Genomic DNA, 22,717 nt, shown 5'->3' on the forward strand with positions numbered 1-22,717 from the left:
CCGAATGGATAATAAGGAAGCAGACTGACAAGGGATGTCAGTCTCTTTTTTCGCTAGAAGCAGGGAAAGAAGAGTCAGCGGAAGAATATACAGGTGTGAACCTGAATATGTCTCACCATAGATGTATTGTCAGAAGGGGAGGATCTGTATGATTAAACCTGAACAATGTGAACGTCTGACCAGAAAAGCCCGGAAAACTCTTGAAGAATATGGATTGGGTAATGCTGCCGATCTGCTGTTATCTTCAAGCCGTTGGGGAATTCGCCTTGATGTATCGACAATCGATGAGTATCGCAGAACAGGAAATTCACGTGTAGGTGGAAATCCGGATCTGCCGGGGAACATGAAATGGCCTTTGACACAAGATGGGGTGCCCATGACGTTCCTGGCCCAGTTGAATCTCGTGGATTTGACGCCATATACGCCTAATGATGGGCGCGGGAGTTTGCCCGAACGGGGCATGTTATACTTTTTCATTGGTGTGGATGAACCTGCTTATCATATTGAGCATCGTGTGATCTACGAGCCGGACGCTCATAACCTGATAAGGCGAGAGCCTGATGGCGAAACCGCGCTGGGTGAGGACGATTTTGTAGCTCATTCGGTAACAGTGCTGCCTAATCTCGAGTTTCCTACATACGCATACATTGATTCTCTGGCTCTGAATGCAATCGCCGCCCCGCTGTCTGGTGGAACGGTAGCCGTCGAAGGGGAGGAAGGTCTATATGACCGATACCTTGAATTTGAGTCCAGCTGGAATCATCCGAGTACGCAGAACTGGGGTGGTATGTTTGGATACCCGGATGGTCAGCATCCGGATGCAGAGCATCAGGCGCTGTTACAGATCGTACTTGGTGAAGAATATGCTTATGACGAGCAGGCGTGTGAGAAGAAGCTGACTGCTCATTATGGTGGAGATGAGGAACGGACACAACAAGAGCTTGCGGATACACTGCTTCTATTGAAAATTGATACGCATGACGCTATCGGTTTTCAATGGTGGGACTGTGGGGAGTTGCAATTTTTCATTCGCAAGGCTGATTTGCTCGCGGGACGATTCGATCAAACGTATTGTTCGTTATATTCCAGTTGAGTTCGTGTTTGTTATCATCGGAGCAACAAAATGTCCCAAATCCCGTCTATATGAGGGAGGAGGGACTTTTTTTGTTCGTCAATGTTGGTTTTCGATCAAAGCTGGTTTATATATAAAGGGGGAATTTATGGTTGATTAGCGATCATACGTTCTATATAATGGGATAAAAAGGGAGTGTTTCAGTTGATTCAGTCTGCATTTAAACATATTGATGTGGCAGTGACATCATTAATCAATTTATGTGACCAACTGTCGGAGCAGGACTTGGCTTTGACTCCGATTGAAGGCAAACGGCCGGTTGGAGAATTGCTTGCTCATCTATCCGTCATTTGTCGTGCAGATGTACATATTTCGGAGGGCGCTTCCGAAGAAGAAATGGCTTTATTTTACGAGGAAAATCAGCCGAATTCACTGTGTGAGATCAAGGAAGCGCTGATTGCGAATCAGATGTACCTCTATCATCGATATAGACAGTTTAATACGGAGGAATTATTACAGGTGACTGACTCCTATTGGGGAGCTTCGTACAGTCGTCTGGAGTGGCTGCTTGAGATCATGGGACATGTGTATCACCACAGGGGTCAACTGCATACGATGCTGACACTGACTGGTATAGAGCCCAAAGTAGCGTTGTTTGAATAGATAGACCAAGGTCCGTAATGCTAGGTTCTGCCTGAATATAGAGCAAGATTTAATAGAATACATAGAGCACTTTATCCGCAACAAGCAACGGTTAAGCAAAGATTAGATCGACGATATTATACGTTAATAATAGAGATTGCCAAGTGGAAGAAAACAATACCACTTATGATGAGAGAGATAGATGAACATTCAGAAGCTGTATCGGGTCACCATAATTGTAACCATTATGAGAGGGTACTCATTTACCGGAAATCCAACGTTTTTCTTCTTTTCAAAGGCGATGATTTTTCGCAGATTCATTTCCTAGTGGTATACTTTGATCAAGTAATGATTCATGGAATGGAAAGGAATAATGCCGTGGCACAGCCAGCAACCATTCTGCTTGTGGATGATGAGCAGGATATTATAAAACTGATGGAGATTTATTTTGGCAATGAAGGGTACCGGGTTCTGACAGCCAGTGATGGGATTGAGGCGCTTGAGCAATTGAAGAAAGAGCCAATTGATCTGATCATTCTGGATGTCATGATGCCGAATATGGACGGAATTGAAGCATGTATGAAAATTAGGGAAGAGCAGAAAATGCCGATCATTATGCTGTCCGCCAAAAGCATGGATATCGATAAAATTACAGGGCTGAGCATCGGCGCCGATGATTATGTGACCAAGCCTTTTAACCCGCTTGAACTTGTAGCACGGGCAAAGTCACAGCTTCGCAGGTACCATACCTTCAATGAAGGCCGTGAGAACAAGGAGCATGAGTGGGTGATTGACGATCTGGTCATTAACACCGATACGCATGAGGTTTGGGTGGATGAGCAGCCTGTTCGCTTAACTCCCCGTGAATTTGCTGTTTTGGAGCTGCTGGCGCGCCATCAAGGCTCTGTGTTGAGTATGGAGCAGATCTACAGGCAGGTCTGGAAAGAAGAGTTTATGGAGTCCAACAATACCGTCATGGTGCATATCCGCAAGATTCGTGAGAAAATCGAACTCGACAGCAAACATCCCAAATTCATACAGACAGTATGGGGTGTTGGTTATAAGATGATCAAACCACAATAAGCACGTGCGTCTACAAGGTTAATTGGATACAGTAGCGTGAGCAGGGAGTTCCGAGATGAATTCAAAATTAATTAACACAGTCCGGTGGAAATTTATCTACGCATTTCTGTTGAGTGGTATTTTGACGGCGGCTATTTTGTATGGGGGCAGCAAAGTTGTACACTCCATTCTGGCGGCTCAGACCTATCCTGATTATTCGATTCCTGCAAGGGGCATCAGGTGGCTGGTAAACAATATTGGGTCGGTGCCATTAATGATCATGGTTGGCATACTTGGCTTCGTGTTGTTCTTTTTTCTGTTCACGCGCAGGGTGATGCTGGTTCTGGACGAGATTACGGCGGGAATTCAGGAAGTGGCCAAAGGGGAGTTGTCTCATCGGATTGAGGTGAAGACATCGGATGAATTTGGTGTTGTGGCTGCCAGTATTAATCAGATGGCTGAACAATTGCAGCTGTCATTGCAGGAGGAGCGTAGTGCGGTCGCTGCCAAAAATGACTTGATTACAGGCATTTCTCATGATTTGAGGACTCCGCTTACCTCTATTCTCGGATTTTTGGAATACATAGAGAAGGATCGGTACCAGGATGAAATTGAGATGCGCTATTACGTGAGTATTGCGTACGAGAAATCCTTAACATTGAGGAAGCTGATCGACGATTTGTTCGAATATACCCGTGTCAGTGGTGGTAGCTTACCCTTGTCATTGACTTCCTTGAACCTGAATCCATTCCTGATGCAGCTTGCGGAGGAGTTCGCTCCGATGCTGGAAGAAGCGGGCATGACATACAAGATCATTGGTGGACAAGAACCTTTATGGATTAATGCCGCTCCTGGAGAGCTTGTTCGTGCGTATGAGAACTTGTTCAGTAACGCGATCCGTTATGGTGCACAGGGGAAAGTGATGGAGATTGGCTTGTCTCTTGAAGGTGAAGAAGCTGTGGTGCGCATCAGCAATTATGGTGACCCGATTCCGGCGCAGGATTTGCCGCATTTATTCGATCGATTCTACCGGGTAGACAAATCTCGCTCGCGTGATACGGGAGGCACCGGACTGGGACTGGCTATTGCCAAATCCATGATTGAATTACATCACGGAAGTATCGCTGCATATAGTGAGCAGGGCCGAACTGATTTTGTTACCCGTTTTCCGGTGACTGCTCCTCCGATGAATAGTGATCCAGAGGAACGTTAACATGGCTGAATCCTCTTCTAATGTATAAGAGTTTTCTTGATTCAGCATTTATGCTAAATGCTGAATTAAGAAAATGATAAGAAGTTACCCACTTCTTCATTAAGAAATATTCGATATTCTTAACCTCAATCGAACGCATGAACTGCAAAATTGAGGAGGATGCCGAACATGAGGTTATTATTACGTACAGTCAGATTGAGCTACATATATATTTGCGGAGCAAGTGCGTTACTTAGCGCAGCGCTCCTATTTGTCGTTTATCACATGTTACGTTTTGCCCACCATCATATCCTATCGGAGACAACAGGAATAACTCGCATTATGTACTGGATGATAAACCATATCGGTACAACGCCATTAGTTATATTCATTGGGGGTGGTATGTTTGCGTTGTTTTTTTGGATTCGATCCCAGAAGATTGCAGATGACCTCAAGGTGATTGGTCGTGGAACTCATGAACTGGCAAATGGCCGAATTCCAGCACAGATAGAAGTGTTGAACGGAGGAGAGTTGCGACAGATTGCCGCGGATCTTAATGACATTGCGATACGTATTCAAGCGGAGCGCTTAAATAGTTCAGACCAGGAGTGGACAGATCGAGACAGGAGAGGCGAAGAATGGTTCAGTTCTGGTATGTATGATGATGAAAGTAGTCGGCAACAAATGATGTTAGAAAGTGAGAGAATCCATAAGCAACGTATTCAAGCAGATTTGGTTGGATCACAATCTGGTCGCATAAGTGCCGATCTACCGATTAAACTGACTATCTACGGTGTTCGTTCTTCGCTTGATACGATCATAGAAGGACGCTGCCGGGATGAAGCGGAGATTCAGCACTGGGTCAGGCTGGCGTATGAACAGACGTTAAGGCTGGAACTTGCCCTGGATTCTGTGGAAATGAAGCCACAGGAACATTCAAGCTCCAATCCACATGTATTTAGGGAGCCTGAATGTTGAAATGCAGCATAAGGCGCGGGATTTATCACATATTTGATGCCTCTGTAGTAATCGTTATTTTGCTTGCGGTCGGCTATATCTATCTGGTTACTTACGGCGAAGGTGTACTTCGCAATCATCCTGAGGCCATATTAGTGGCCTCTTCCACCATCATTACCAATGCAGATGGAACAGAAATTTCGAGATTACAAGTACAGACCAAGGGATATGCGGAGTATGCCGATTTGAAGGATATGCCCGATCTGTTAAAGCAGGCGTTTCTGGCTACGGAAGATCGACGTTTCTATAACCACGATGGACTGGATTTTATCGGGATTGGTAGGGCGGTTGTGCAGGATGTTTTACATATGAACCTGAGTCAGGGAGGTAGCTCGATTACGCAGCAACTAGCCAGAAATCTGTACTTGAACGGAGATAAAACGCTGGTTCGCAAGGTGAATGAAATGTCGATTGCCATGGCGATGGAAAAGAGATTTAGCAAGGATGAGCTATTGGAGCTGTATTTGAATCATATTTATATGGGACGCCAGCAATATGGGATTAAAGCCGCGGCATGGCGTTACTTCGGGATCAAGGATTTACATCAACTGGAGATTTGGCAAATGGCTACGCTGGCCGGCATTCCGAAGGGACCTTCCATATACAATCCGGTGGATCGGGAAGACCTGTCCAAAGAGAGGCGTTCTGTGGTTCTTGGCCTCATGCATGAGCAAGGAATCATTACAAAGAAACAGATGGAGGAAGCGCGAAGTGTGGACTATCCACCGTCCAATTCAACATCTGCATCGACTCCAGGCTCAACAGTGCCTGCCTACGTGTCTGCCTTGGATGCGGTAATCGAGGAGGCTTCCCGACTCACAGGCAAGAGTGGAGCAGAGATTCAATCCGCAGGCTGGACCATTCGTACGGGATTGGATGATCAAGCGCAGCTGGCGATGGAGCAAGCATTCCGTGAATCTTCCCGGTTCACCGATGATCGTGAGGATGAGCAAGCTCAGGCGAGTATGGTCATACTGGACCAGCATAACGGTGAAGTCAAAGCGATGATGGGCGGGAGAGACCCTGTAAAAGGAGGCATTAACCGGGCAACGACGAATGCAAGGCAACCCGGTTCTGCATTTAAGCCCATTATTGCATACGGACCTGCATTGGAATCTGGTCGGTTTAAGCCAGAGAGCATGCTGCCTGATCAACGCATGAAATATGGGAGCTATCAACCGAGCAACCTGGGTGGGCGTTACAGAGGTGCAGTTACGATGTCGCAAGCCATTGAACATTCCATCAATGCTCCGGCCGTATGGCTGCTCCATGAGACAGGACTGGGACGCGCACATCAATTTGCAGGTCGATTGGGCATTGAACTGGGCAAGGAGGATCTCAATCTGTCGATTGCCTTGGGTGGTTTACATAAAGGGGTGTCTCCACTGAAAATGGCCCAGGCATATTCCGTGTTTGCCAATAACGGCAAGTCCAATACGGCACATCTAATTCGTGAAATTAAGGATTCACGCGGTCGGACAATCTATGTTCTTAAGCCAGAGAACAAGCAGGTGATCTCCAACAGTACGGCAACGGCCATGACCGGCATGCTCCAAGATGTGGTCAGTCAAGGAACAGGTAGCAGGGCACAACTGAGTCAGCATAAGGTAGCGGGGAAGACAGGAACAACGCAGGCTGCATTACCTGGTGTAAACAAGGAGGCGAATAGGGATCTGTGGTTTGTAGGGTATACCAGCAAGTGGACGGCCGCAGTCTGGATGGGATTTGATCGTACAGATGCAGAGCATTATATGAGATCCGGAAGTGGTGTGGCGGCGGATTTATTTGCGTCGGTTATGAAGCGTGCTTTGCCATAAAAGAGAATGATTTACCGTACAGCAATGGACAAGGAAAAAGATTTTTCGACAGACATGGGGAGTTCTGTTTTATGGATCGTACAGTTACCTAACAAATGGATAAAACGAAGAAAACAAAACATTGCAAATTTGATGATTACAGATCAACATTGGTAGGGAATATAGAAGACCCGTTGGAGACAGCGTTTACCTTGTCTCCGACGGGTCTTTATCGTTTTAGTTTAGTGATAATATATTCATCTACTGTGTTAGGATTTTGCTCGCAATGATTCGGGTATACGACGAATCATCTGGTTCAACACCTCGGACAATACAAGTCCGATCGCGATGGCACCGGATAACATAAGCGCCTTGGCAGCCATCTCCATGGCAGCACCGTAGTCATTTTGCACAAAATTACGCATCGCATTATACGCCAGTCCACCGGGAACGAGCGGAATGATACCTGCTACGCTGAAGATAATGACGGGCGCGCGAAACATGCGGGAGAACAACTGGCTGATGACACCTACCGCAATGGTCGCTGCCAGTGTTGCTGGAACTGCATCTGCTGCATATTCGAGCACAATATAGATGAGCCAGCCGATCATGCCGACAAATCCACCGTGAAGCAGCATGCGCCGAGGAGCGTTGAAAATAATACCGAATGCGGCCGAGGCGACAAAGCTGGTCAAGGCTTGTTCAATAAAATGAAGCATAACCTGCAACTCCTCCGTCTTACGTAAAAAGTGAAAAAACAACAGCAATGCCGGTACCAATCGCAAAAGCTGTCAGAAACGCCTCGGCTCCCTTGGATAACCCGGACACGAGATGCCCGGCCATCAGGTCACGCACAGCATTGGTAATCAGCAGTCCCGGTACCAGGGGCATGACTGAGCCAATAATGATTTTGTCCCGTTCATGACCCGCGCCCATATAGACAAGCAAAAAGGCGAGCAGGCCAATGACAAATGAAGCTGTCAGCTCGGCAAAAAACTTCACCAGTACCAGTCGATGGAAGGCAATGACCGCTGCATAGCCAATACCACCGCAGAGTACCGCAGGGAGAAAGTCGACCCAGCCTCCACCAAACATAATGGTAAAGCACCCACTGGATAACGCCGCCGCCGTAAGCCGCACAACCGCAGAATAGGAGGAGGGTTGTCCCTCAATTTGTTGTAACAATGCATAGGCATCTTCAACGGACAATTCACCTTGTCCAATACGCCGGGAAACGGCATTCACTTCGGATACCTTGTGCAAATCCGTGGTTCGTTCAGAGATCCGTATCAGCTTGGCAGGCTCGGTTGCATCAACCGAGAAGAAGATACCTGTGGGCACAACATAACTGTGCGAATGGGGAAGACCCAGCGCGGCAGCCATGCGTTTCATCGTATCTTCCACACGATAGGTTTCACCGCCGCTTTGCAGCATGATTTTGCCTGCTAATAGACAGATTGCAATCACGCGGGATTGTTCAGTATGATTTGTCCCAACCAGCTCCGTTTCAGACTGAGGCACGGGTGGAGGATCATGTGGGATATATTCCAACCGGATCAAGCTCCGTTCATATGAGATAAGGCTTGGTGCCGACACCATTGTATCATATTTCACACGTTAGCAAGGAAACATACCGCACGAACGACAGGAGGTCATCCAGGTTGCAGAGATTAATGCATACATTCACACCAAATTGATAACCCAATTACTCCTAAAACCCCAAAAAGGCTCCGCTCCCAGGGCCTGATGGTCAAAGGGAGTGAAGCTTCTTGGATTAGGCTCGATCGAAACAAAAAACAACTACATCAACAGGGTAATGACCAACAGCTCATACAGCACCAGTGGCAGAATGGTTGGTCCAAACAAGGCACGTGGCTCAGGATATCCATGCATCGGCGTAACCTGGAGATACAATATTCCCCGATCTGCGCTGATAATGACACCTTCCCATACCTGACCATCGATATTCTGGACTTGCACCTTCTTGCCTACATGCTGCCGGGCTGTATGATGAAGCATATTCCGCACACTTTGCACGGATTGGAGCATTGGTTGATTGGCTTGGTATACGACCCGTGCGGATGGTGTGGATGTGGATTCAGACATGATGCACAACCCTTCCTCAAAATAATTTCTTACTTCAAGGTATGCATCTGCCTACAAAAGGTGATCACACAAATGCCATCTCAAGTCTTCCATGCCCATTCTCATAAGCCACGTTGCCCAGCGCGCCATTCACAAAAGTTAACTGTGGCGGGATGTGGCCAAGATCCACATCATACAGTACGGGAACATCCATATCTCCGAGAGCCGAAGACAGGGCATCGATGAAGTTGAAATCTCCTGTATCCGAATAACCAGCAGGTCGGCCGAACATGAAGCCTTTTACGCCTGCAAACCAGCCTGCCTGTCTCATCTGCCACAGATGACGGTAGATATCACCCGCATTCATCTCACAGCTTTCCAGATACCAGATCGTTCCTTCTTCTGCACAATACTGATCGAGATACGCTTCAACTGGTGCGTAAGGCGTGCCAATCAGACAGGTGATTGTATCCATGCAGCCGCCGATCAACCGACCTGAGAATGTAACCTGCGAGTTTGCTCCTTCGGGTTGCCCCAGCTGTTTCCAGTGAGAAGCAGTATCCAGATTGAACGTCGACAAATCCGGTTTCCATTCTGATTGATAGTGGGTGGAGGAAGATTGGGTGATCTGCCCTCCCTGGCCTGTCTGTAATACATCAATCCAACGGGCGGTCACCGGATCGAGTTCATTGGATCTAAGGTCCACGTAGTTCGTACCATGTGCTGAAGCCGTTCCGGTAATCAGGGTGTATGCGAATAAAAAGGTACTGATATCCGAATATCCCATGACCCATTTGGGAGGCAACGTTTTCAAAGCTTCCCAATCGAGTAGGGGCAGGATATCCATAAGGAACTCTCCACCCCACGGAGGAATAATAGCCTGAATCTCAGGGTCGCGGAAAAATGCATCGATCTCGGCAGCGCGATCTTCCTTGGAGGAACTTACACATTTGGCGTTATGTCGTAGAAATGGGCTCTCCTGAACACCAAAACCAAGGCGCTCCATGTTGTGCCTGCTCTCTTCAAGGTAATGATGCAAGGATTCACTTACACCGCTGGATGGTGCAGCCACGCCAATGGTATTTCCCGGAGCGAGTGGTTGCGGGTAACGGATCGAACGGTTATTCATTGTGGAAACACCCTTTCCTGTGAACATATCAATTTAACGAATGTTTCCATTATAAAGAATAATTGCGTTTATATCAGTATGCTTCTGAAAATGATTAAGGGTTCACCGGGATTTCCATTGAAAATGGTGATTTAAATTTCATTGGATAGGTGGAAATATGCATCTTTATTTCCCCTTTTATCTTGGCCCCATTTTGAATAGTAGAAGAGATAATCGTATGTCTTTCATCTGTTCCATCTCCACTGCTCCAATTGGAGCCTGGAATCTGATATGATTTACCTGCTTTGTCCATAACATCTCCGAATGCTAGAATGAACTTGCCTTCCATACTACCGTCTACTGAGAAATGGATAACCAAATCTTTGCCAACGACCTTGCTTCCAAGCATCTTCAATCCAGATGGACCGCCTGTAATCTTGTGTGATTTCAGATCAACGACGATATCCAGTTCATTTTTATTCAGCCCCGAAAATCCAGATCCTTGTAAAGTCAGCTTTTTCGGAATAGAGAAGTACATGCTTTCAAAGTAAATGGATCGTTCATCCTCACCTGTTGTGGTGTTTGTTCTCCATGCGCGGCCTTGTTCATCGACCAATTGCAGGTCATCCAGTCCAAAGATCTTCTTTGTATTTTTTGGATCGAATTTTACATCAAGCACAAAACGAGTTGGATAAAGGGTAGCCTGTTTAACATCAATACGCTGCCCATCTACCATTAACGTTTGATTTACCGGGATGATTTTTTTCATACCTTTCGTTAAATGAGTGTCTACTGGGAAAGTAACTTTCCACTCTTTAGAACTCCCTTTATATCTGGATTTAAATACAACACTTAGTTCTTCGGGGGGTGAAGCATCGCCAGTAAAGATAACATCGATATAATTTTCATAGACATTCTCGTCTGAAGTCGGTTTAGGGGAAGAATAACTAAATCCAACAGGAAGATTCTTACCATGCTCATCAAGCAAATCGATGTCATACATACCTTTGTCTGGATCTTTCATGCCTTTCATCGTGTAAAAAATAACCATGCGTGACTCATCTGTAATGATGCTGTCCACGGTCATTGAAGCTCCATTATGCTCGTCAGTTACGCCTACCTTCTGCAAGAGAGACTGATCGATGGCCATCATTAACCCCTTATCCTGGCGAATCATACTGACGATACCCTCCATGCCCGGCAGTTGCTCCACAAAGGATGCAAAGGCGGGGGAGACGCGAATACATCCCGTAAACACGAGGATGATCGCGGCTGCAGATATGGTGCTCATATACCAGCGCAGCCGGGACTTGCGCTTGCGCGCAGCCTGACGGATTCCGGCCTGTACAGCCTGATATGCTGCGGCATCCGGTACAGACATGGCGTCGTACTCTGTTTTACGATCATTCAGACGCTGCTCAATGGCTTCAAATGGCTTCATTTCATCGCTCATGAGTTACATCTCCTTTCGTTTCAAGTTGGTTACGGAGCTGTCCGAGTGCCCGGTGCAGTCGGGATTTTACGGTTCCGGTCGGGATTTCCAGAATATCAGCGACTTCTGTTAAGGAGAAACCTTCGAAATAACTTAGAATAATAATCTGTTTGCAATCCCGATCCAGCGCAGAGACGGCTGCGGCCAGATCAGGGTCTGCGGGCCGGTCCCAGCTGCTAGGTTCATGAATTTCGGTAACGTGGCTGAACCGGCTCTTGCGTTTGCGTTCGTCCGCACAGTAATTTAGCAGAATGCGGATCAGCCAAGTGGCGAAATAGGAGGGTTCTTTTAATTTCTTGAGCTTTCGATAAGCTCTGTAGGTGGATTCCTGTATCGCTTCCAGCGCATCGCCCTCGTTGTGCAGATAGGCATAGGCGATCCGGAACAGTCGACTCTGATGCATCTCCATTAAGGCTGCAAAAGCCTCGGCATCCCCTTTTTGTGCGGCGATGGTCAGTTGAGCAGGGGTCACATGGCTCCTCCTTTCATGGATGTTGTTGCGTATTAGACCGTGGAAAGGACCAAACGGTTCTTGATTTTGGAAAAAAAGTTATGTATACACGTACTGAGACTACCACAAAGAAGGAATTTGTGCAGAAAACTGAAAACAGCCGCCAAGCTCCCCTTTGTCTTAAAGACAGGAGCTTGGCGGCTGTTATTCTTCATATGACTTGTCTGACCATACATACTAGAGAATAGTTTTCCCGATTTCAATCTTCAGAATAAAGATGGAGTTTTTTCGCAGCTTCCAGACCAGGCACCGCGAAACTAGCGAGCGGCGATGGCAGATCATCCAGCGGGAACCAACCAATCTCACCAATTGCTCCGCCTTCTTCGAGGTTACGAGCAACGCCGCCAATAACTCGAGTTGAGTAGAGGACGGAAATCCAATGCTCCTGTTGTTCAGGTCGGATCGTCTCTGCGGTGCAGAGCAGCTTGTCGATGACAATATCCAGATCGACTTCTTCTTTGATCTCCCGAATGACGGTCGTTTCAATGGATTCGTACGGGTCCACTTTGCCCCCAGGGATACTCCAGGTGTACTGTTCAGGCTGACGATTCCGCCAAACCAAAAGGACTTCATTACGTTCGTTGAGGATGACCGCTCCGACACCAATCCGAGGTTGGACAGGAGAGTTCTCAGTCCCTTTGGCGTTAAGTAAGGACAACGCAGATCCTTCGGCAGCGACCAATCGTGAGTCTGAGTGATCTTCGTTCTGTTTAGTTCCTTGGGCATGAGTGGACTGAAACGCGAGCGGAAGTTTGGTCTGCGTTGACCATTCTTCTGCAAGAATACTCATCGAGATCAGATCATAATGCGTGCCATCCCGTAGAACGGCAGAACGCTGGCGGCCTTCCTCCCGAAATCCGGCTTTCAGATAGGCGCGTCGGGCAGTCTCATTGTATTCAATTACTTCCAGCGCAATTCTGTTCAGATTCAATTCATGGAATCCATAACGAATAATCAGGGCGAGAGCATCACTGCCGTATCCTTTACCCCGATCTTTGTCATCACCAATACCAATGGCCAGGCGTGCAGAGCGGTTATTCCACTCAATTCGGTAGAGGGCCGTGAATCCGATGAACCGATTGTCCTCGAGAGTACGCAGTGCAAATTCAAAGCCGTTGTCTCTGCGAACTGCGGATGACCCCGTCTCATCCGGCGTTAGCGGAACAGCAATATCGGTATCCAGATTACGCAAGTAATCATAACTGTCAGTAAAGCGGGAGAGCCGCATGCAGTCTTCTGGGCAAGGAGCAGCTAGCCGGACTTTGGAGCCTTGAAAAGCATTTAAATGACGTGGAGCCATGTTGCACCTCTTTTATTGGATATGAAATCATACATTTTATCTCATTATACTACGAAACAGAGAGGATACCGAAAAAGGGCACAAGTAGGGGAGCATATCCTCCTGATTAGGAAAAGAAAAGCGACGCTAAATGCGTTTAATATAGATCAATATAATTCAATATAGATCATCTGAATATTTCCGAATATAGACAAAACAAAAGCAGCCAAAGGGCTGCTCTACCATTCATTATTTCATATCCTGCAACAGGTTTTTCATTTTCTTGTAGTGCCCGCTGACCCGATCAACCATGTAGTTATACATAAGCTGATTCTCCGAAAGGTTCGCCATTTCCTTGTCAATATCAACGTTATTGTTGTTATTATTCATGGAAGTTTCGTTGTTCTCGACAATCCGGTAGTTTACGATGGAGTCATTGGGATTACTGACCGGAAAGTGTTTTTCATGAGTCCGCTTCATATCGAGCTGATCTGTTTTGCCATTCTCAATGATACGTCTAAGCTCTTCCTCAAACTCCACCGATTTCTTTTTGTAATTGGGTGTGTCTGCATTGGCAATATTTTCAGTGGTAACCTTGTGCTGCGCGTTCAGCGCTTGTAACAGAGATTCATTGCGTCTGGAAGTGTTCGTTTCAATCAACGGCTCAGTCTCCTTCAATGGAAATGCAATTGCTTTCATCATAAAAAAATGAGCTGCTGCCTGTCAAGTTAGGCAAAAGAAAAGGACAAGCGCATGCCGGAGGTTTCCATTACGAAATCCTGCTTCATGACATCTTATCCTTGTCCCAGCCCGTGTGAATCAGTCCTTACGAATCAGCTATGAAGAAGGACGATTGATGTTTTTGCCATAATAAATCTCATCCATCTCCAACTTCAACCACTCCGTAATTTCCTGTTGCTCGGCTTTGCTCAGTTTATCTTTGGTATAACCAAACAGATAATTATCGAGATCGAATTCTTTCAGTTTACACTTGGTGTGAAAAATGTTCTCCTGATAGACGTTCACGTCAATCATGTCGAAGCTGCTCTTGATCTCATCCGGAATGTAATTCTGGATCGAACCGATCTCATGATCAATGAACAGCTTGCGTCCACTCGTATCCCGTGTAAAACCACGTACCCGGTAGTCCATCGTCATGATATCTGTATCGAACGAGTGGATTAGATAGTTCAGTGCCTTTAGTGGCGAGATTTCACCACAGGTAGAGACGTCAATATCTGCCCGGAACGTACTGATGCCTTCGCTCGGGTGGAATTCGGGGTACGTATGAACGGTAATATGGCTTTTGTCGAGCTGCATGACAACATTATCGGGCAGGGGGCCTGGAGATTCATCGAAGGATTCTTCGGGGATCTCCACAATGGGGCCTTCTGACACAAGCATCGTCACACTAGCACCCTGGGGAACATAGTCCTGTTGGGCGACATTCAGCACATGGGCACCGATAATGTCAGACACGTTATTCAGGATTTTGCTCAGCCGGGCCGCATTATATTGTTCATCAATATATTCAATGTAAGCTTCGCGTTCATCTTTGGTTTTCGTATAACAGATATCGTACATATTGAAACTCAGCGACTTGGTCAGGTTGTTGAATCCATGCAGTTGAATGCGCTGCTCTGGCGTTAATGTCATGGTTGCAGTTCCCCTTTGTCCCATACGACATGGTAATCGCACTTTTACTACTACTTATACCCAACCTGCCGCCAAAAAAAACATATGTACTTCATTCTTTGCTACTCCAGTCGTGCACAGATCAGAATGAAGGATCTTCGTAATCCCCGACATCGTTCATCCGTTCATCTTCGGCAACCGATTGAATATCCTCCGAGGTGATGCTGATGATCGTATAATCTTCATTCTGCTGTTTTTTGACCGCTTTTTCCTTTATAAAACGGGGACTGCCATCCCCGGCATCTTCATCATACACGAGCAGGAGACCGTCGCTTTTACGCAGCAGTAAGTCGTCCCGCGCAGTAAATTGCCACGGGCCGATATACGGCTGACGACTAATCGCACCATAATAGTCCACACCTTGCAGAATGGAGCGATAATACTCCTGTTTGTCTTCCTTCCATTGTTCCTCAGGATTCTGAAAAGCGGTAATGATCGACAGCTTCAGATCCGGGAACGTCTTCTTCAGCTCAAGCACCACTTCACAGGCCCACAGGTCTACACCGTATTGGCCTGGTGTCAGCACCCACTCCAGCCCATCTTCGACCAGAGGTGTAAGACGGGAGGAGATCGCCTTTTTGATGAAAGGAATTCCCTCATGTTTCTGTCCAAAAATCTGTAGTTCATGTGCACGATAACCGGTAATCAGCAAGTTTTTCAGCATCGCTTCCTCCTTTCAGGCGTGGTCAGGCCATCGGCCAGTTCCGGCACCGCGGCTTGTCCAGAATCGGCTGAAATCGCTGAGTCAGCGATGCCTGTTCTATGAATCATCCCGTTAGTTCGCTGGCGGAGCATCCGTACGGAATGGGTAGAGGAACTGTTTTGGAATATCGGTCTCAAACCTCATCAACTCACCCGACGTTGGATGGATGAACGAGAGTACCCGTGCATGCAGTCCGAGGCGACCCAGTGTTTTGGTGTGAGCACCGTATTTTTTGTCGCCTGCAATGGGATGGCCCAAATCTTCCATATGCACACGAATCTGGTTTTTGCGACCCGTTTCCAGACGGACTTCCAGCAGGGAGAACTCACGGTTCGATTGTAGACGTTTGTAGTGTGTAATGGCATGTTGTCCATCATTCGGGCGAGAACTGGAATACATTTTGAGCGTCTTGGTTTCTTTCAACCATGAGGAAATGGTGCCTTCTTCTTTTGCAACGGCGCCTTCCACAAGGGCAACATACACACGTTCCTGTACATTTTCTTTCCAGTTGTCCTGCAGCTTCTGCTGCACTTCTTCGCTCTTCGCGAACATCATGACACCCGAAGTGTCACGGTCCAGACGATGTACAATAAATATCCGGTTCAGCGCGTCGGTACGGCGAACATGCTCGGTCAGCTGGCGATAAGCGGTAAGATCATCACTCTTGTCAGCGGCAATGGATAACAGTCCAGCTTCCTTGCGAATGACAATGATATCATCGTCTTCATGCAAAATGTTAATCCCGGTCAGGGAAGGAGCGGCAACAGCGCCTTCTTTGCTGATCGTTACGATCTGCCCCGGCGTAAGCTCCAGATTAAACTTGGTCACCACTTTCTGATCAACGGAGACCTGTCCGCGACCCAGAATGGATTTGACGGCATTCCGGCCGGACTTCAAATGTTTCAGCAAGAAGTTGAGCAGCTCATCAGGTTCAGTAACCTTGTACGGACGTGGTGGTTCTTGCTTGCGATAATAGGAATTGCCCGAGCGTTTGGCTGCTTTGGGTTTGGGTGCTCCGGCTTTCTTGGGAGCCGCGGAGGATTTGGATGCTACTGGCTTTTTCGTCGCACCTGTATTACGTGATGCGGATGGTCCTGATGATTTGGCGGAAGTAAAAGTGGACCGACCGGACCGCGCTGTGGACGAACCTGCGGATGTTTTCCCTTTGGCGGATGTATTGCCTGTTGGGCGTTTACGTTTATTCATAAATAGTAATCTCCTTCTGAACAGCCTGTACCGCTTGTGTGCATACGATCCGTTCATTTCGTTATGCAGTCCAATATACCATTAACCGGGGGCAAATAAAAATAGGTGGAGAGAATCTGTTACCCATCCAATCCAAAGAGAGTTGAGATTCATAGAATAACGTATCCCATAGCATTGGAGGTGTTACTCATGGGTGTGTTTCTCGATATGAGAACTTCGATGAACTCGGGAACCGTAGGACAGCCCGGTTTGTCTCTGGGCCCATCACCAGAAGCGTTCGGCTCCATTGGTCTGCAGACCCTTGGTGTCCCAAACCCCATTATCACCTTGAATGGCACGGTTGGCGTTACAGGAGAAGTGGGGGATACGTTCGTTGTTGAGCTTGTTCGGGGCAGTGTTTACGATCCGTTTTTTGTGATCTATCGCGCCGAAGGTACGATAGGTCAGAACGGTGGCGCTGAATTCCATTCGTTCACTGCACAGGATCTGTCCGCACCGCCTGCACTGGAAAGTGTATATACCTCGTTTATTTCCGGGGTGTCCACATCTGTACGGACCGGACCTGAGGTGTTCTATGGTATTGCAGCCACCGATTGGTTCCTATGAACAGAAGTTTCAACAGGAAGAGTGTTATCATATGGCATCTTATGATGAGCAGACAAAAATCCCGGCTCTAAGGAGTCCGGGATTTTTGTTGTAGTATCTACTTTTTCAGACTAGTTAGCGCGGCCTTTCAAAATAATGTTGTTGGCTTTGCCGAAGTCGATGGCTACTTTGCCCGCAAGTGCCGCTGTTCGCTCCGCAAGTACAACCGCGTTCACGCCACAGGAGAAGAGAGCTACATCGAAGGTATCCTGATTCGTTTGAATCCATTGCAGTGTTTCCTGCATCTGATCCCAGCCGTCGAAGGGCAGCGCAGCTGTAATATTCAGGTGATATGGCTCTTGAACGAGCATGGCTCGCAGCTGCTCAATCTCGCGGGTAACGAGCAGAATACGCTTGCCGGCAAGCATATTCCAGAAGCGGGGCACCTGCGCGAGTTCCCGATTGACACAGGCATGGCAAGTTAGTGCCGGAGCGATGCCGAAATGCGCGAACACCGTATCGGTCAGCTGTCTTTTGAGATGCTCCGGGGCTTTGATGGTACTGTCCCCGTGAGGAAGAACACCTACGATATCTGCCCGTTGCAAGGAAGCGGCAACCTCGTCCCGAAGCTGCAGATTGGGTAGACGCAGTCCTTTTTGCCCTAGATTAGCCTTGATGGCCCATCGCTCCTGCAAAACCTGTTCCGTACTCCAGACCGTTTCCTGGGACATGACGATATTTTCCCCATCGCCCACACGGACCAGAGAGAAGGGACGCTTATCCCTCACGGCGGCTTCAAGTTGATCCAACACACCATCCATTTCAAGATAGATTGGACTCATAGTGGTATAAAGCCTCCTTTGAAAATTCAATTGCTCTATTCTATGTTGCGGCTTCGGCAACGTTTTGTGCGTTCGACCCGCAGGGCGCATCTTCGGTTATATATCAATCTACTTTCGGGACCGGAAAGTGTTGATGGGCTTATGTAAAAGCTGATTTATACAAAAACCCGTGCAAGTGTCCGGACCAGTTCTATTATTTTTTCATACGTTATAGAGTCGGCTGGATTGGAGAGAGCTTCTGTATAGCAGTTTCGGGCTGACGGAGGCATTTTTTTGCGTGGAAAGGGCTGTAAAAACTATGAAAATAGTCTGACTGAATTGAAAGAAGTTCAACAAAAGATGAGGAGGAAGGGCATGTCCAGAAAAGTGGTTATTGAGATTAACTTCAACAATTACGGAATGGACCCACAGCGCTTGACAAGAGAGTGGCTGGAGCGACGAATGAGCATTTTTCGTACTTTCACTCTTCATTGTCTTAAGGCGCAGACGAATCAGGATTTTCTGACGGTGGTGAAGCTTTCCAAGGAATCGGGGGAATTGATGCAAGACATTTTAGCTGAACAGGAGCCGCTGCCTTCCAATATCCGTTTTGGAACAACCATAGAAAGTGTGCGGGCCATCTTGGCTTTTGCAGAAGGGGCGGAGGAGATCTACATGGCGCGTCTGGACTCGGATGATCTGTATCACAGGACCTTTGTTCAGCAGCTCTATGACGTGCAGCCGCAGCCCGGAACGATAGCACTCATCAACCAGAATGGATACTTGTGGGACAGCGTGAATCATGAGATGGCGCCAGCTTTTCATCGTTCCCCGCAGTTCTATGTTTACCTATATAAAACGGCTGAGTACGCTGCGGGATACCGGTTGAAGCTGCCGGGCCGGGGAACACATGGCAATGTCATTGAGCTGCCGCATGAACTGCTGGCTCCGCGCAATTACGTGAATATTGTGCATTCCAACAATACATCCATCAAAAAAGTACCACCGAAAGACCGATTGAGCCGGGAAGAGATGGCTGCGGTATTACGCGAATTCATGATTTGAACAAGGAGGGATTCACCATGATTAAAGGACAAACGATTTTGATCACCGGAGGTACGGGCTCCTGGGGGCAAAAGCTGACCGAGGTACTGCTGGAGCAGAATCCAGCCGAGATTCGGATTCTCTCGCGTAATGAGTACGCCCAGATAACGATGCAGCGGGATTTCGGTCATGATGCACGTTTGCGTTTTGTCATCGGAGATATTCGCGACTATCGGGCAGTGGAGGAAGCCTGTCGCGGGGTGGATGTTCTTTTTCATCTGGCAGCACTGAAACACGTTCCGGTATGCGAGGATCAGCCGGATGAAGCGTTCAAGACCAACGTCATCGGCACCCAGAACATTATTCGCGCTGCGATTCGCATGCAGGTTGCCAAAGTCATTGACGTCTCCACCGACAAGGCGGTAGATCCGCTTAACGTTTACGGGATGACCAAGGCTTTGGGTGAAAAGATGATGATTCGTGCTAATGGGCTGAGCGAGTCCACCCGTTTTGTTTGTATTCGTGGGGGTAATGTGCTCGGGACCAGCGGCAGTGTCGTTCCATTGTTCCGTCGTCAGATTGATGAAGGCAAAAGCCTGACCATTACGGACAAAGGCATGACCCGCTTTTTTCTGACGCGGACGGAGGCCATTCATTTGTTGCTGAAGGCGGCTGAGGCAGCGGTGGGCGGCGAGACTTTTGTGATGAAAATGAAGGCCTGCAAAATGACGGATCTGGCTTCGGTCATGCTGGAACAGGCAGGTCGTCCGTCTCACGACTATAAAGTAACCGGGATTCGACCGGGCGAAAAATTACATGAAGTACTCATTTCTCCATTCGAGGCACCACGTACCTATAAGGTTGACGAACAATATTATGTGATTTTGCCACAGGAACCGGACAAGCGCCTGACAGATCTGTATAGCGGGCTGCCTCGCGTGACCTTTTCCGAGTATCGTTCAGACAGCGCAATGATGAACCGTTCCGCTATTGCCCAGTTTTTACGTGCAGGCGGCTTTATTCATTAATAGAAGGGAGGCGGACCGTTTGGAGGTGGAAGGAATGGTAGAGAGTAGCAAGCATGAAGGAAATAAGGAAACACAGGAACGTACCACGCTTCAAAACATAAACAACCGCTCCCTGAAAGCCGCCGTCATTGGTCTTGGGTATGTCGGGTTACCGATGGCGGTGGAGATGGCGCAGGCTGGATATCAGGTGCAAGGAATTGACATCGATGGGGCAAAAGTGGCTAAGCTGCGTGCCGGGAAATCGTATGTGATCGGCATTGAGGATAAGGTTGTGCAATCCCTTGCTCAGGCTGGATTATTGATGGCGGGGACGGATTTCGCAGCGGTGGGGCAGGCGGATGTGATTGTTATCTGTGTCCCTACGCCTTTAACTGCGGAGCACCAACCGGACATTTCATTTATCGCTGCAGCAGTGGATGGCATAACGCCTTATCTTCAGGAGGGCGGCCTTGTCATATTGGAAAGTACTACGTATCCCGGCACCACCGAGGAGCGTGTAAAGCAGCCGATTGAAGCCGCAAAAGGGTGGAAAGTAGGACAGCAGTTCCATGTCTGTTATTCTCCAGAGCGGGTAGATCCCGGAAGTGTGCATTACGGGGTGAAAAATACACCGAAGATCATTGGCGGCTCCACGCCAGCCTGTCTATCCTATGGAAAAGCATTCTACGGTTCGTTCCTGAACGAGATCGTTCCCGTTAGTTCAACGACAGTGGCGGAGACGGCAAAGTTGTTTGAAAATACGTTTCGCAGCGTGAACATCGCGCTAGTGAACGAACTGACACCTGCCTGTGAGCAAATGGGCGTAAACATCTGGGAGGTGCTGGACGCTGCGGCAACCAAGCCGTTCGGTTATATGCCGTTCTATCCGGGTCCGGGCATTGGTGGACACTGCATTCCAATTGACCCGATCTATCTGTCCTGGGCCGCAGGCCGTCAGGGATCGGAGTTGCAATTCATTTCGCTTGCAGATGCGACCAATCGGCAAATGCCCGAAAGAGTGGTGAAACGTGCTGCCGAGTTGCTCAAACAGAACGGTTCATCGATGAAAGGAGCCCGAATTGTACTGGCGGGTATGGCGTACAAAAAAGATATCGACGACTTGCGTGAATCGCCAGCGTTGGATGTCTATAGACTGCTTCGTGAAGCAGGGGCAGACGTGGTCTTCACCGATCCGATGGTGCCTTTGTTCCGCAAGGATGATGGTACGGTTGCCCAGTCTCAAGCAGCATCACCAGCATTGTGGGCGGGGGCTGATCTGGTCATGATTACGACGGATCATACGGGCTTCGACTATCAGGAAATGGCGGATCATGCCAAGTTGATCTTCGATACACGTAATGCTACTGCCGGATGTGTCGGTGGCAATATAGTGGTGCTTGGACAGCCGATTCGGCCGGAAGTGAACGTGGTGCAAGACGTTAATGAAGTACATGAAATGCAAATTCATGAGAACATGCGAGTGTCTCAGACGGTGGATGGGGATAAGCGGGGACACACCGAAACTATCAAGTCAGACCATGAAGCACACAGTGAACCACACCTCAAACAATCGCACGAAAATTCTGGAGGCAGCCATGGCGAATCATGACCGAGTGAGCGAACGTTATTATGGCGAGATCAATTCGGAGGAATCGCACGAAGCCACACGTACCCGTGTTCACTGGATGTGCCGCGAAGCAACAGGCAAACGAATTCTGGATGTCGGATGCAGTCAGGGCATCACTTCCATTTTGCTTGCGCGTGAAGGGTTTCGTGTTACAGGTATTGATCTGGAAGAAGAGAGTATACAATACGCCCGCGAGGAACTGGCGAAGGAGTCCAGACCCGTGCGGAACAATGTGGATTTTCGCCTGCTGGACATTACACAATGGAAAGCCAGAACCACCTTTGATACAGTACTGCTTGGCGAAGTGCTGGAGCATTTTGCCCATCCGGAGACGTTATTGCTGCAAATTCACCGACTGCTGCAGGAGGAGGGAACCCTGGTTTTGACCGTGCCGTATGGTTACCATCCCTTTTACGATCACAAGCAGACGTTCTATGCCGGGAATCTGGCGATGTGCTTGCTGCCGTATTTTGAAGTATTGAAGCTGGAAGTTCATCATAAATATCTATGTTGTGTGGCACGCAAAAGACGGAAAACGCAGCTGTATATGTCACCAACGCTGAACCAACTGACGGAATGGATGGAGCTGGATCACGTACATTTTGCCGCAGTGGAGAAGAATCACCTTCGCCTGATGAATCAGCGCAAGAAAGCGATGGACAATGCGGTGGATCAGGTTAAACGTCTGCGTCGTCAGGAGACTGGGGAAGGGTAGCAGATGAGGCTGAAATAAAAAAAGACCGCAATACGCGTAAGACAGGAAGGGGCTTAAA

General features: G+C 48.0%; 23 protein-coding genes and 1 pseudogene. 11 read left to right on the top strand and 13 right to left on the bottom strand.

Annotated features, from left to right (window positions below; all coding sequences use genetic code 11):
* Positions 1-148 precede the first annotated feature (148 nt).
* The 6 genes from AC3ITG_RS07495 to AC3ITG_RS07520 all read left to right on the top strand — a co-directional run bounded on the left by AC3ITG_RS07495 (position 149) and on the right by AC3ITG_RS07520 (position 6,802).
* Positions 149-1,093, top strand: a complete 945-nt coding sequence (locus AC3ITG_RS07495; RefSeq protein ID WP_489253322.1) for a DUF1963 domain-containing protein — start codon at positions 149-151, stop codon at positions 1,091-1,093.
* Positions 1,094-1,267: 174 nt separating this feature from the next.
* Complete coding sequence (locus AC3ITG_RS07500; protein ID WP_489253323.1) at positions 1,268-1,735, top strand: DinB family protein; 468 nt, start codon at positions 1,268-1,270, stop codon at positions 1,733-1,735.
* 339 nt (positions 1,736-2,074) lie between these two features.
* The gene (locus AC3ITG_RS07505; RefSeq protein ID WP_449008476.1) at positions 2,075-2,797 is read left to right on the top strand and encodes a response regulator transcription factor; all 723 of its coding nucleotides are present in this window, start codon (positions 2,075-2,077) and stop codon (positions 2,795-2,797) included.
* Positions 2,798-2,852: 55 nt separating this feature from the next.
* Positions 2,853-3,989: a sensor histidine kinase gene (locus AC3ITG_RS07510; protein ID WP_489253324.1), complete on the top strand. Its 1,137-nt coding sequence runs from the start codon at positions 2,853-2,855 to the stop codon at positions 3,987-3,989.
* 168 nt (positions 3,990-4,157) lie between these two features.
* Positions 4,158-4,946, top strand: coding sequence for a hypothetical protein (locus AC3ITG_RS07515; RefSeq protein WP_413376317.1), 789 nt, complete (start codon positions 4,158-4,160; stop codon positions 4,944-4,946).
* Positions 4,940-6,802 carry a transglycosylase domain-containing protein gene (locus AC3ITG_RS07520; protein ID WP_489253325.1) on the top strand — a complete coding sequence of 621 codons (1,863 nt, stop codon included), beginning with the start codon at positions 4,940-4,942 and terminating at the stop codon, positions 6,800-6,802. The genes AC3ITG_RS07515 and AC3ITG_RS07520 overlap by 7 nt, the downstream gene beginning before the upstream one ends.
* A 248-nt stretch (positions 6,803-7,050) precedes the next feature.
* On the opposite strand, the gene AC3ITG_RS07525 is transcribed toward AC3ITG_RS07520, so the two are convergent.
* The 12 genes and pseudogenes from AC3ITG_RS07525 to AC3ITG_RS07580 all read right to left on the bottom strand — a co-directional run bounded on the left by AC3ITG_RS07525 (position 7,051) and on the right by AC3ITG_RS07580 (position 16,860).
* Positions 7,051-7,500 carry a threonine/serine exporter family protein gene (locus tag AC3ITG_RS07525; RefSeq protein ID WP_090998955.1) on the bottom strand — a complete coding sequence of 150 codons (450 nt, stop codon included), beginning with the start codon at positions 7,498-7,500 and terminating at the stop codon, positions 7,051-7,053.
* A gap of 19 nt (positions 7,501-7,519) precedes the next feature.
* On the bottom strand, positions 7,520-8,215 hold the full coding sequence (locus tag AC3ITG_RS07530) for a threonine/serine exporter family protein (RefSeq protein ID WP_231952780.1): 696 nt from the start codon (positions 8,213-8,215) through the stop codon (positions 7,520-7,522).
* Between the two features lie 366 nt (positions 8,216-8,581).
* Positions 8,582-8,887, bottom strand: coding sequence for a hypothetical protein (locus AC3ITG_RS07535; RefSeq protein ID WP_076291774.1), 306 nt, complete (start codon positions 8,885-8,887; stop codon positions 8,582-8,584).
* A gap of 64 nt (positions 8,888-8,951) precedes the next feature.
* Positions 8,952-9,995, bottom strand: a complete 1,044-nt coding sequence (locus AC3ITG_RS07540; RefSeq protein WP_489253326.1) for a S66 family peptidase — start codon at positions 9,993-9,995, stop codon at positions 8,952-8,954.
* 94 nt (positions 9,996-10,089) lie between these two features.
* Positions 10,090-11,427: a DUF4179 domain-containing protein gene (locus tag AC3ITG_RS07545; RefSeq protein ID WP_489253327.1), complete on the bottom strand. Its 1,338-nt coding sequence runs from the start codon at positions 11,425-11,427 to the stop codon at positions 10,090-10,092.
* Entirely contained in the window at positions 11,417-11,938 is a 522-nt protein-coding gene (locus AC3ITG_RS07550) for an RNA polymerase sigma factor (protein WP_413376327.1), read from the bottom strand. Before AC3ITG_RS07550 ends, AC3ITG_RS07545 begins: the two co-directional genes overlap by 11 nt.
* Positions 11,939-12,176: 238 nt before the next feature.
* Complete coding sequence (locus tag AC3ITG_RS07555) at positions 12,177-12,584, bottom strand: NUDIX domain-containing protein (RefSeq protein ID WP_489254438.1); 408 nt, start codon at positions 12,582-12,584, stop codon at positions 12,177-12,179.
* 201 nt (positions 12,585-12,785) lie between these two features.
* Positions 12,786-13,277, bottom strand: a pseudogene (locus AC3ITG_RS07560) (GNAT family N-acetyltransferase); the annotation flags it as partial.
* Between the two features lie 228 nt (positions 13,278-13,505).
* The gene (gene flgB / locus AC3ITG_RS07565) at positions 13,506-13,916 is read right to left on the bottom strand and encodes a flagellar basal body rod protein FlgB (RefSeq protein WP_079695340.1); all 411 of its coding nucleotides are present in this window, start codon (positions 13,914-13,916) and stop codon (positions 13,506-13,508) included.
* A gap of 177 nt (positions 13,917-14,093) precedes the next feature.
* Entirely contained in the window at positions 14,094-14,912 is an 819-nt protein-coding gene (gene speD, locus AC3ITG_RS07570; protein WP_063564347.1) for an adenosylmethionine decarboxylase, read from the bottom strand.
* 121 nt (positions 14,913-15,033) lie between these two features.
* Positions 15,034-15,615, bottom strand: a complete 582-nt coding sequence (locus tag AC3ITG_RS07575) for an SLOG family protein (RefSeq protein WP_489253328.1) — start codon at positions 15,613-15,615, stop codon at positions 15,034-15,036.
* Between the two features lie 111 nt (positions 15,616-15,726).
* Positions 15,727-16,860, bottom strand: a complete 1,134-nt coding sequence (locus AC3ITG_RS07580) for an RluA family pseudouridine synthase (RefSeq protein ID WP_489253329.1) — start codon at positions 16,858-16,860, stop codon at positions 15,727-15,729.
* 189 nt (positions 16,861-17,049) lie between these two features.
* Here AC3ITG_RS07580 and AC3ITG_RS07585 point away from each other — a divergent pair, with 189 nt between their 5' ends.
* Positions 17,050-17,466 (top strand): hypothetical protein, encoded by a 417-nt coding sequence (locus tag AC3ITG_RS07585; RefSeq protein ID WP_413376334.1) that lies wholly within the window; start codon positions 17,050-17,052, stop codon positions 17,464-17,466.
* Positions 17,467-17,576: 110 nt separating this feature from the next.
* Here AC3ITG_RS07585 and AC3ITG_RS07590 read toward each other — a convergent pair whose 3' ends face one another.
* Entirely contained in the window at positions 17,577-18,287 is a 711-nt protein-coding gene (locus AC3ITG_RS07590; RefSeq protein ID WP_413376335.1) for a GT-D fold domain-containing glycosyltransferase, read from the bottom strand.
* Positions 18,288-18,641: 354 nt separating this feature from the next.
* Between AC3ITG_RS07590 and AC3ITG_RS07595 the strand changes: the two genes are divergently transcribed.
* From AC3ITG_RS07595 to AC3ITG_RS07610, 4 genes are read left to right on the top strand one after another with little or no spacing between them, the layout of a single operon-like run.
* Complete coding sequence (locus AC3ITG_RS07595) at positions 18,642-19,331, top strand: glycosyltransferase (RefSeq protein WP_489253330.1); 690 nt, start codon at positions 18,642-18,644, stop codon at positions 19,329-19,331.
* A 17-nt stretch (positions 19,332-19,348) separates the two neighbouring features.
* The gene (locus tag AC3ITG_RS07600) at positions 19,349-20,338 is read left to right on the top strand and encodes a polysaccharide biosynthesis protein (protein WP_489253331.1); all 990 of its coding nucleotides are present in this window, start codon (positions 19,349-19,351) and stop codon (positions 20,336-20,338) included.
* A 25-nt stretch (positions 20,339-20,363) separates the two neighbouring features.
* A complete protein-coding gene (locus tag AC3ITG_RS07605; protein WP_489254439.1) occupies positions 20,364-21,926 on the top strand; it encodes a nucleotide sugar dehydrogenase in 1,563 nt (520 codons plus the stop codon).
* Complete coding sequence (locus AC3ITG_RS07610; RefSeq protein ID WP_489253332.1) at positions 21,913-22,659, top strand: class I SAM-dependent methyltransferase; 747 nt, start codon at positions 21,913-21,915, stop codon at positions 22,657-22,659. Before AC3ITG_RS07605 ends, AC3ITG_RS07610 begins: the two co-directional genes overlap by 14 nt.
* Positions 22,660-22,717 lie beyond the last annotated feature (58 nt).

The organism is Paenibacillus sp. GL_099_B, from assembly GCF_057835695.1.

Excerpts from the sequence above, each read along its gene's own strand:
- AC3ITG_RS07495 (WP_489253322.1), top strand. The coding sequence starts at position 149 with ATGATTAAACCTGAACAATGTGAACGTCTGACCAGAAAAGCCCGGAAA.
- AC3ITG_RS07515 (WP_413376317.1), top strand. The coding sequence starts at position 4,158 with ATGAGGTTATTATTACGTACAGTCAGATTGAGCTACATATATATTTGC.
- AC3ITG_RS07580 (WP_489253329.1), bottom strand. The coding sequence starts at position 16,860 with ATGAATAAACGTAAACGCCCAACAGGCAATACATCCGCCAAAGGGAAA.
- AC3ITG_RS07535 (WP_076291774.1), bottom strand. The coding sequence starts at position 8,887 with ATGTCTGAATCCACATCCACACCATCCGCACGGGTCGTATACCAAGCC.
- AC3ITG_RS07610 (WP_489253332.1), top strand. The coding sequence starts at position 21,913 with ATGGCGAATCATGACCGAGTGAGCGAACGTTATTATGGCGAGATCAAT.
- AC3ITG_RS07600 (WP_489253331.1), top strand. The coding sequence starts at position 19,349 with ATGATTAAAGGACAAACGATTTTGATCACCGGAGGTACGGGCTCCTGG.
- AC3ITG_RS07585 (WP_413376334.1), top strand. The coding sequence starts at position 17,050 with ATGGGTGTGTTTCTCGATATGAGAACTTCGATGAACTCGGGAACCGTA.
- AC3ITG_RS07545 (WP_489253327.1), bottom strand. The coding sequence starts at position 11,427 with ATGAGCGATGAAATGAAGCCATTTGAAGCCATTGAGCAGCGTCTGAAT.
- speD (WP_063564347.1), bottom strand. The coding sequence starts at position 14,912 with ATGACATTAACGCCAGAGCAGCGCATTCAACTGCATGGATTCAACAAC.
- AC3ITG_RS07520 (WP_489253325.1), top strand. The coding sequence starts at position 4,940 with ATGTTGAAATGCAGCATAAGGCGCGGGATTTATCACATATTTGATGCC.
- AC3ITG_RS07595 (WP_489253330.1), top strand. The coding sequence starts at position 18,642 with ATGTCCAGAAAAGTGGTTATTGAGATTAACTTCAACAATTACGGAATG.
- AC3ITG_RS07540 (WP_489253326.1), bottom strand. The coding sequence starts at position 9,995 with ATGAATAACCGTTCGATCCGTTACCCGCAACCACTCGCTCCGGGAAAT.
- AC3ITG_RS07525 (WP_090998955.1), bottom strand. The coding sequence starts at position 7,500 with ATGCTTCATTTTATTGAACAAGCCTTGACCAGCTTTGTCGCCTCGGCC.
- AC3ITG_RS07590 (WP_413376335.1), bottom strand. The coding sequence starts at position 18,287 with ATGAGTCCAATCTATCTTGAAATGGATGGTGTGTTGGATCAACTTGAA.
- AC3ITG_RS07510 (WP_489253324.1), top strand. The coding sequence starts at position 2,853 with ATGAATTCAAAATTAATTAACACAGTCCGGTGGAAATTTATCTACGCA.
- AC3ITG_RS07530 (WP_231952780.1), bottom strand. The coding sequence starts at position 8,215 with ATGCTGCAAAGCGGCGGTGAAACCTATCGTGTGGAAGATACGATGAAA.
- AC3ITG_RS07575 (WP_489253328.1), bottom strand. The coding sequence starts at position 15,615 with ATGCTGAAAAACTTGCTGATTACCGGTTATCGTGCACATGAACTACAG.
- AC3ITG_RS07505 (WP_449008476.1), top strand. The coding sequence starts at position 2,075 with ATGGAAAGGAATAATGCCGTGGCACAGCCAGCAACCATTCTGCTTGTG.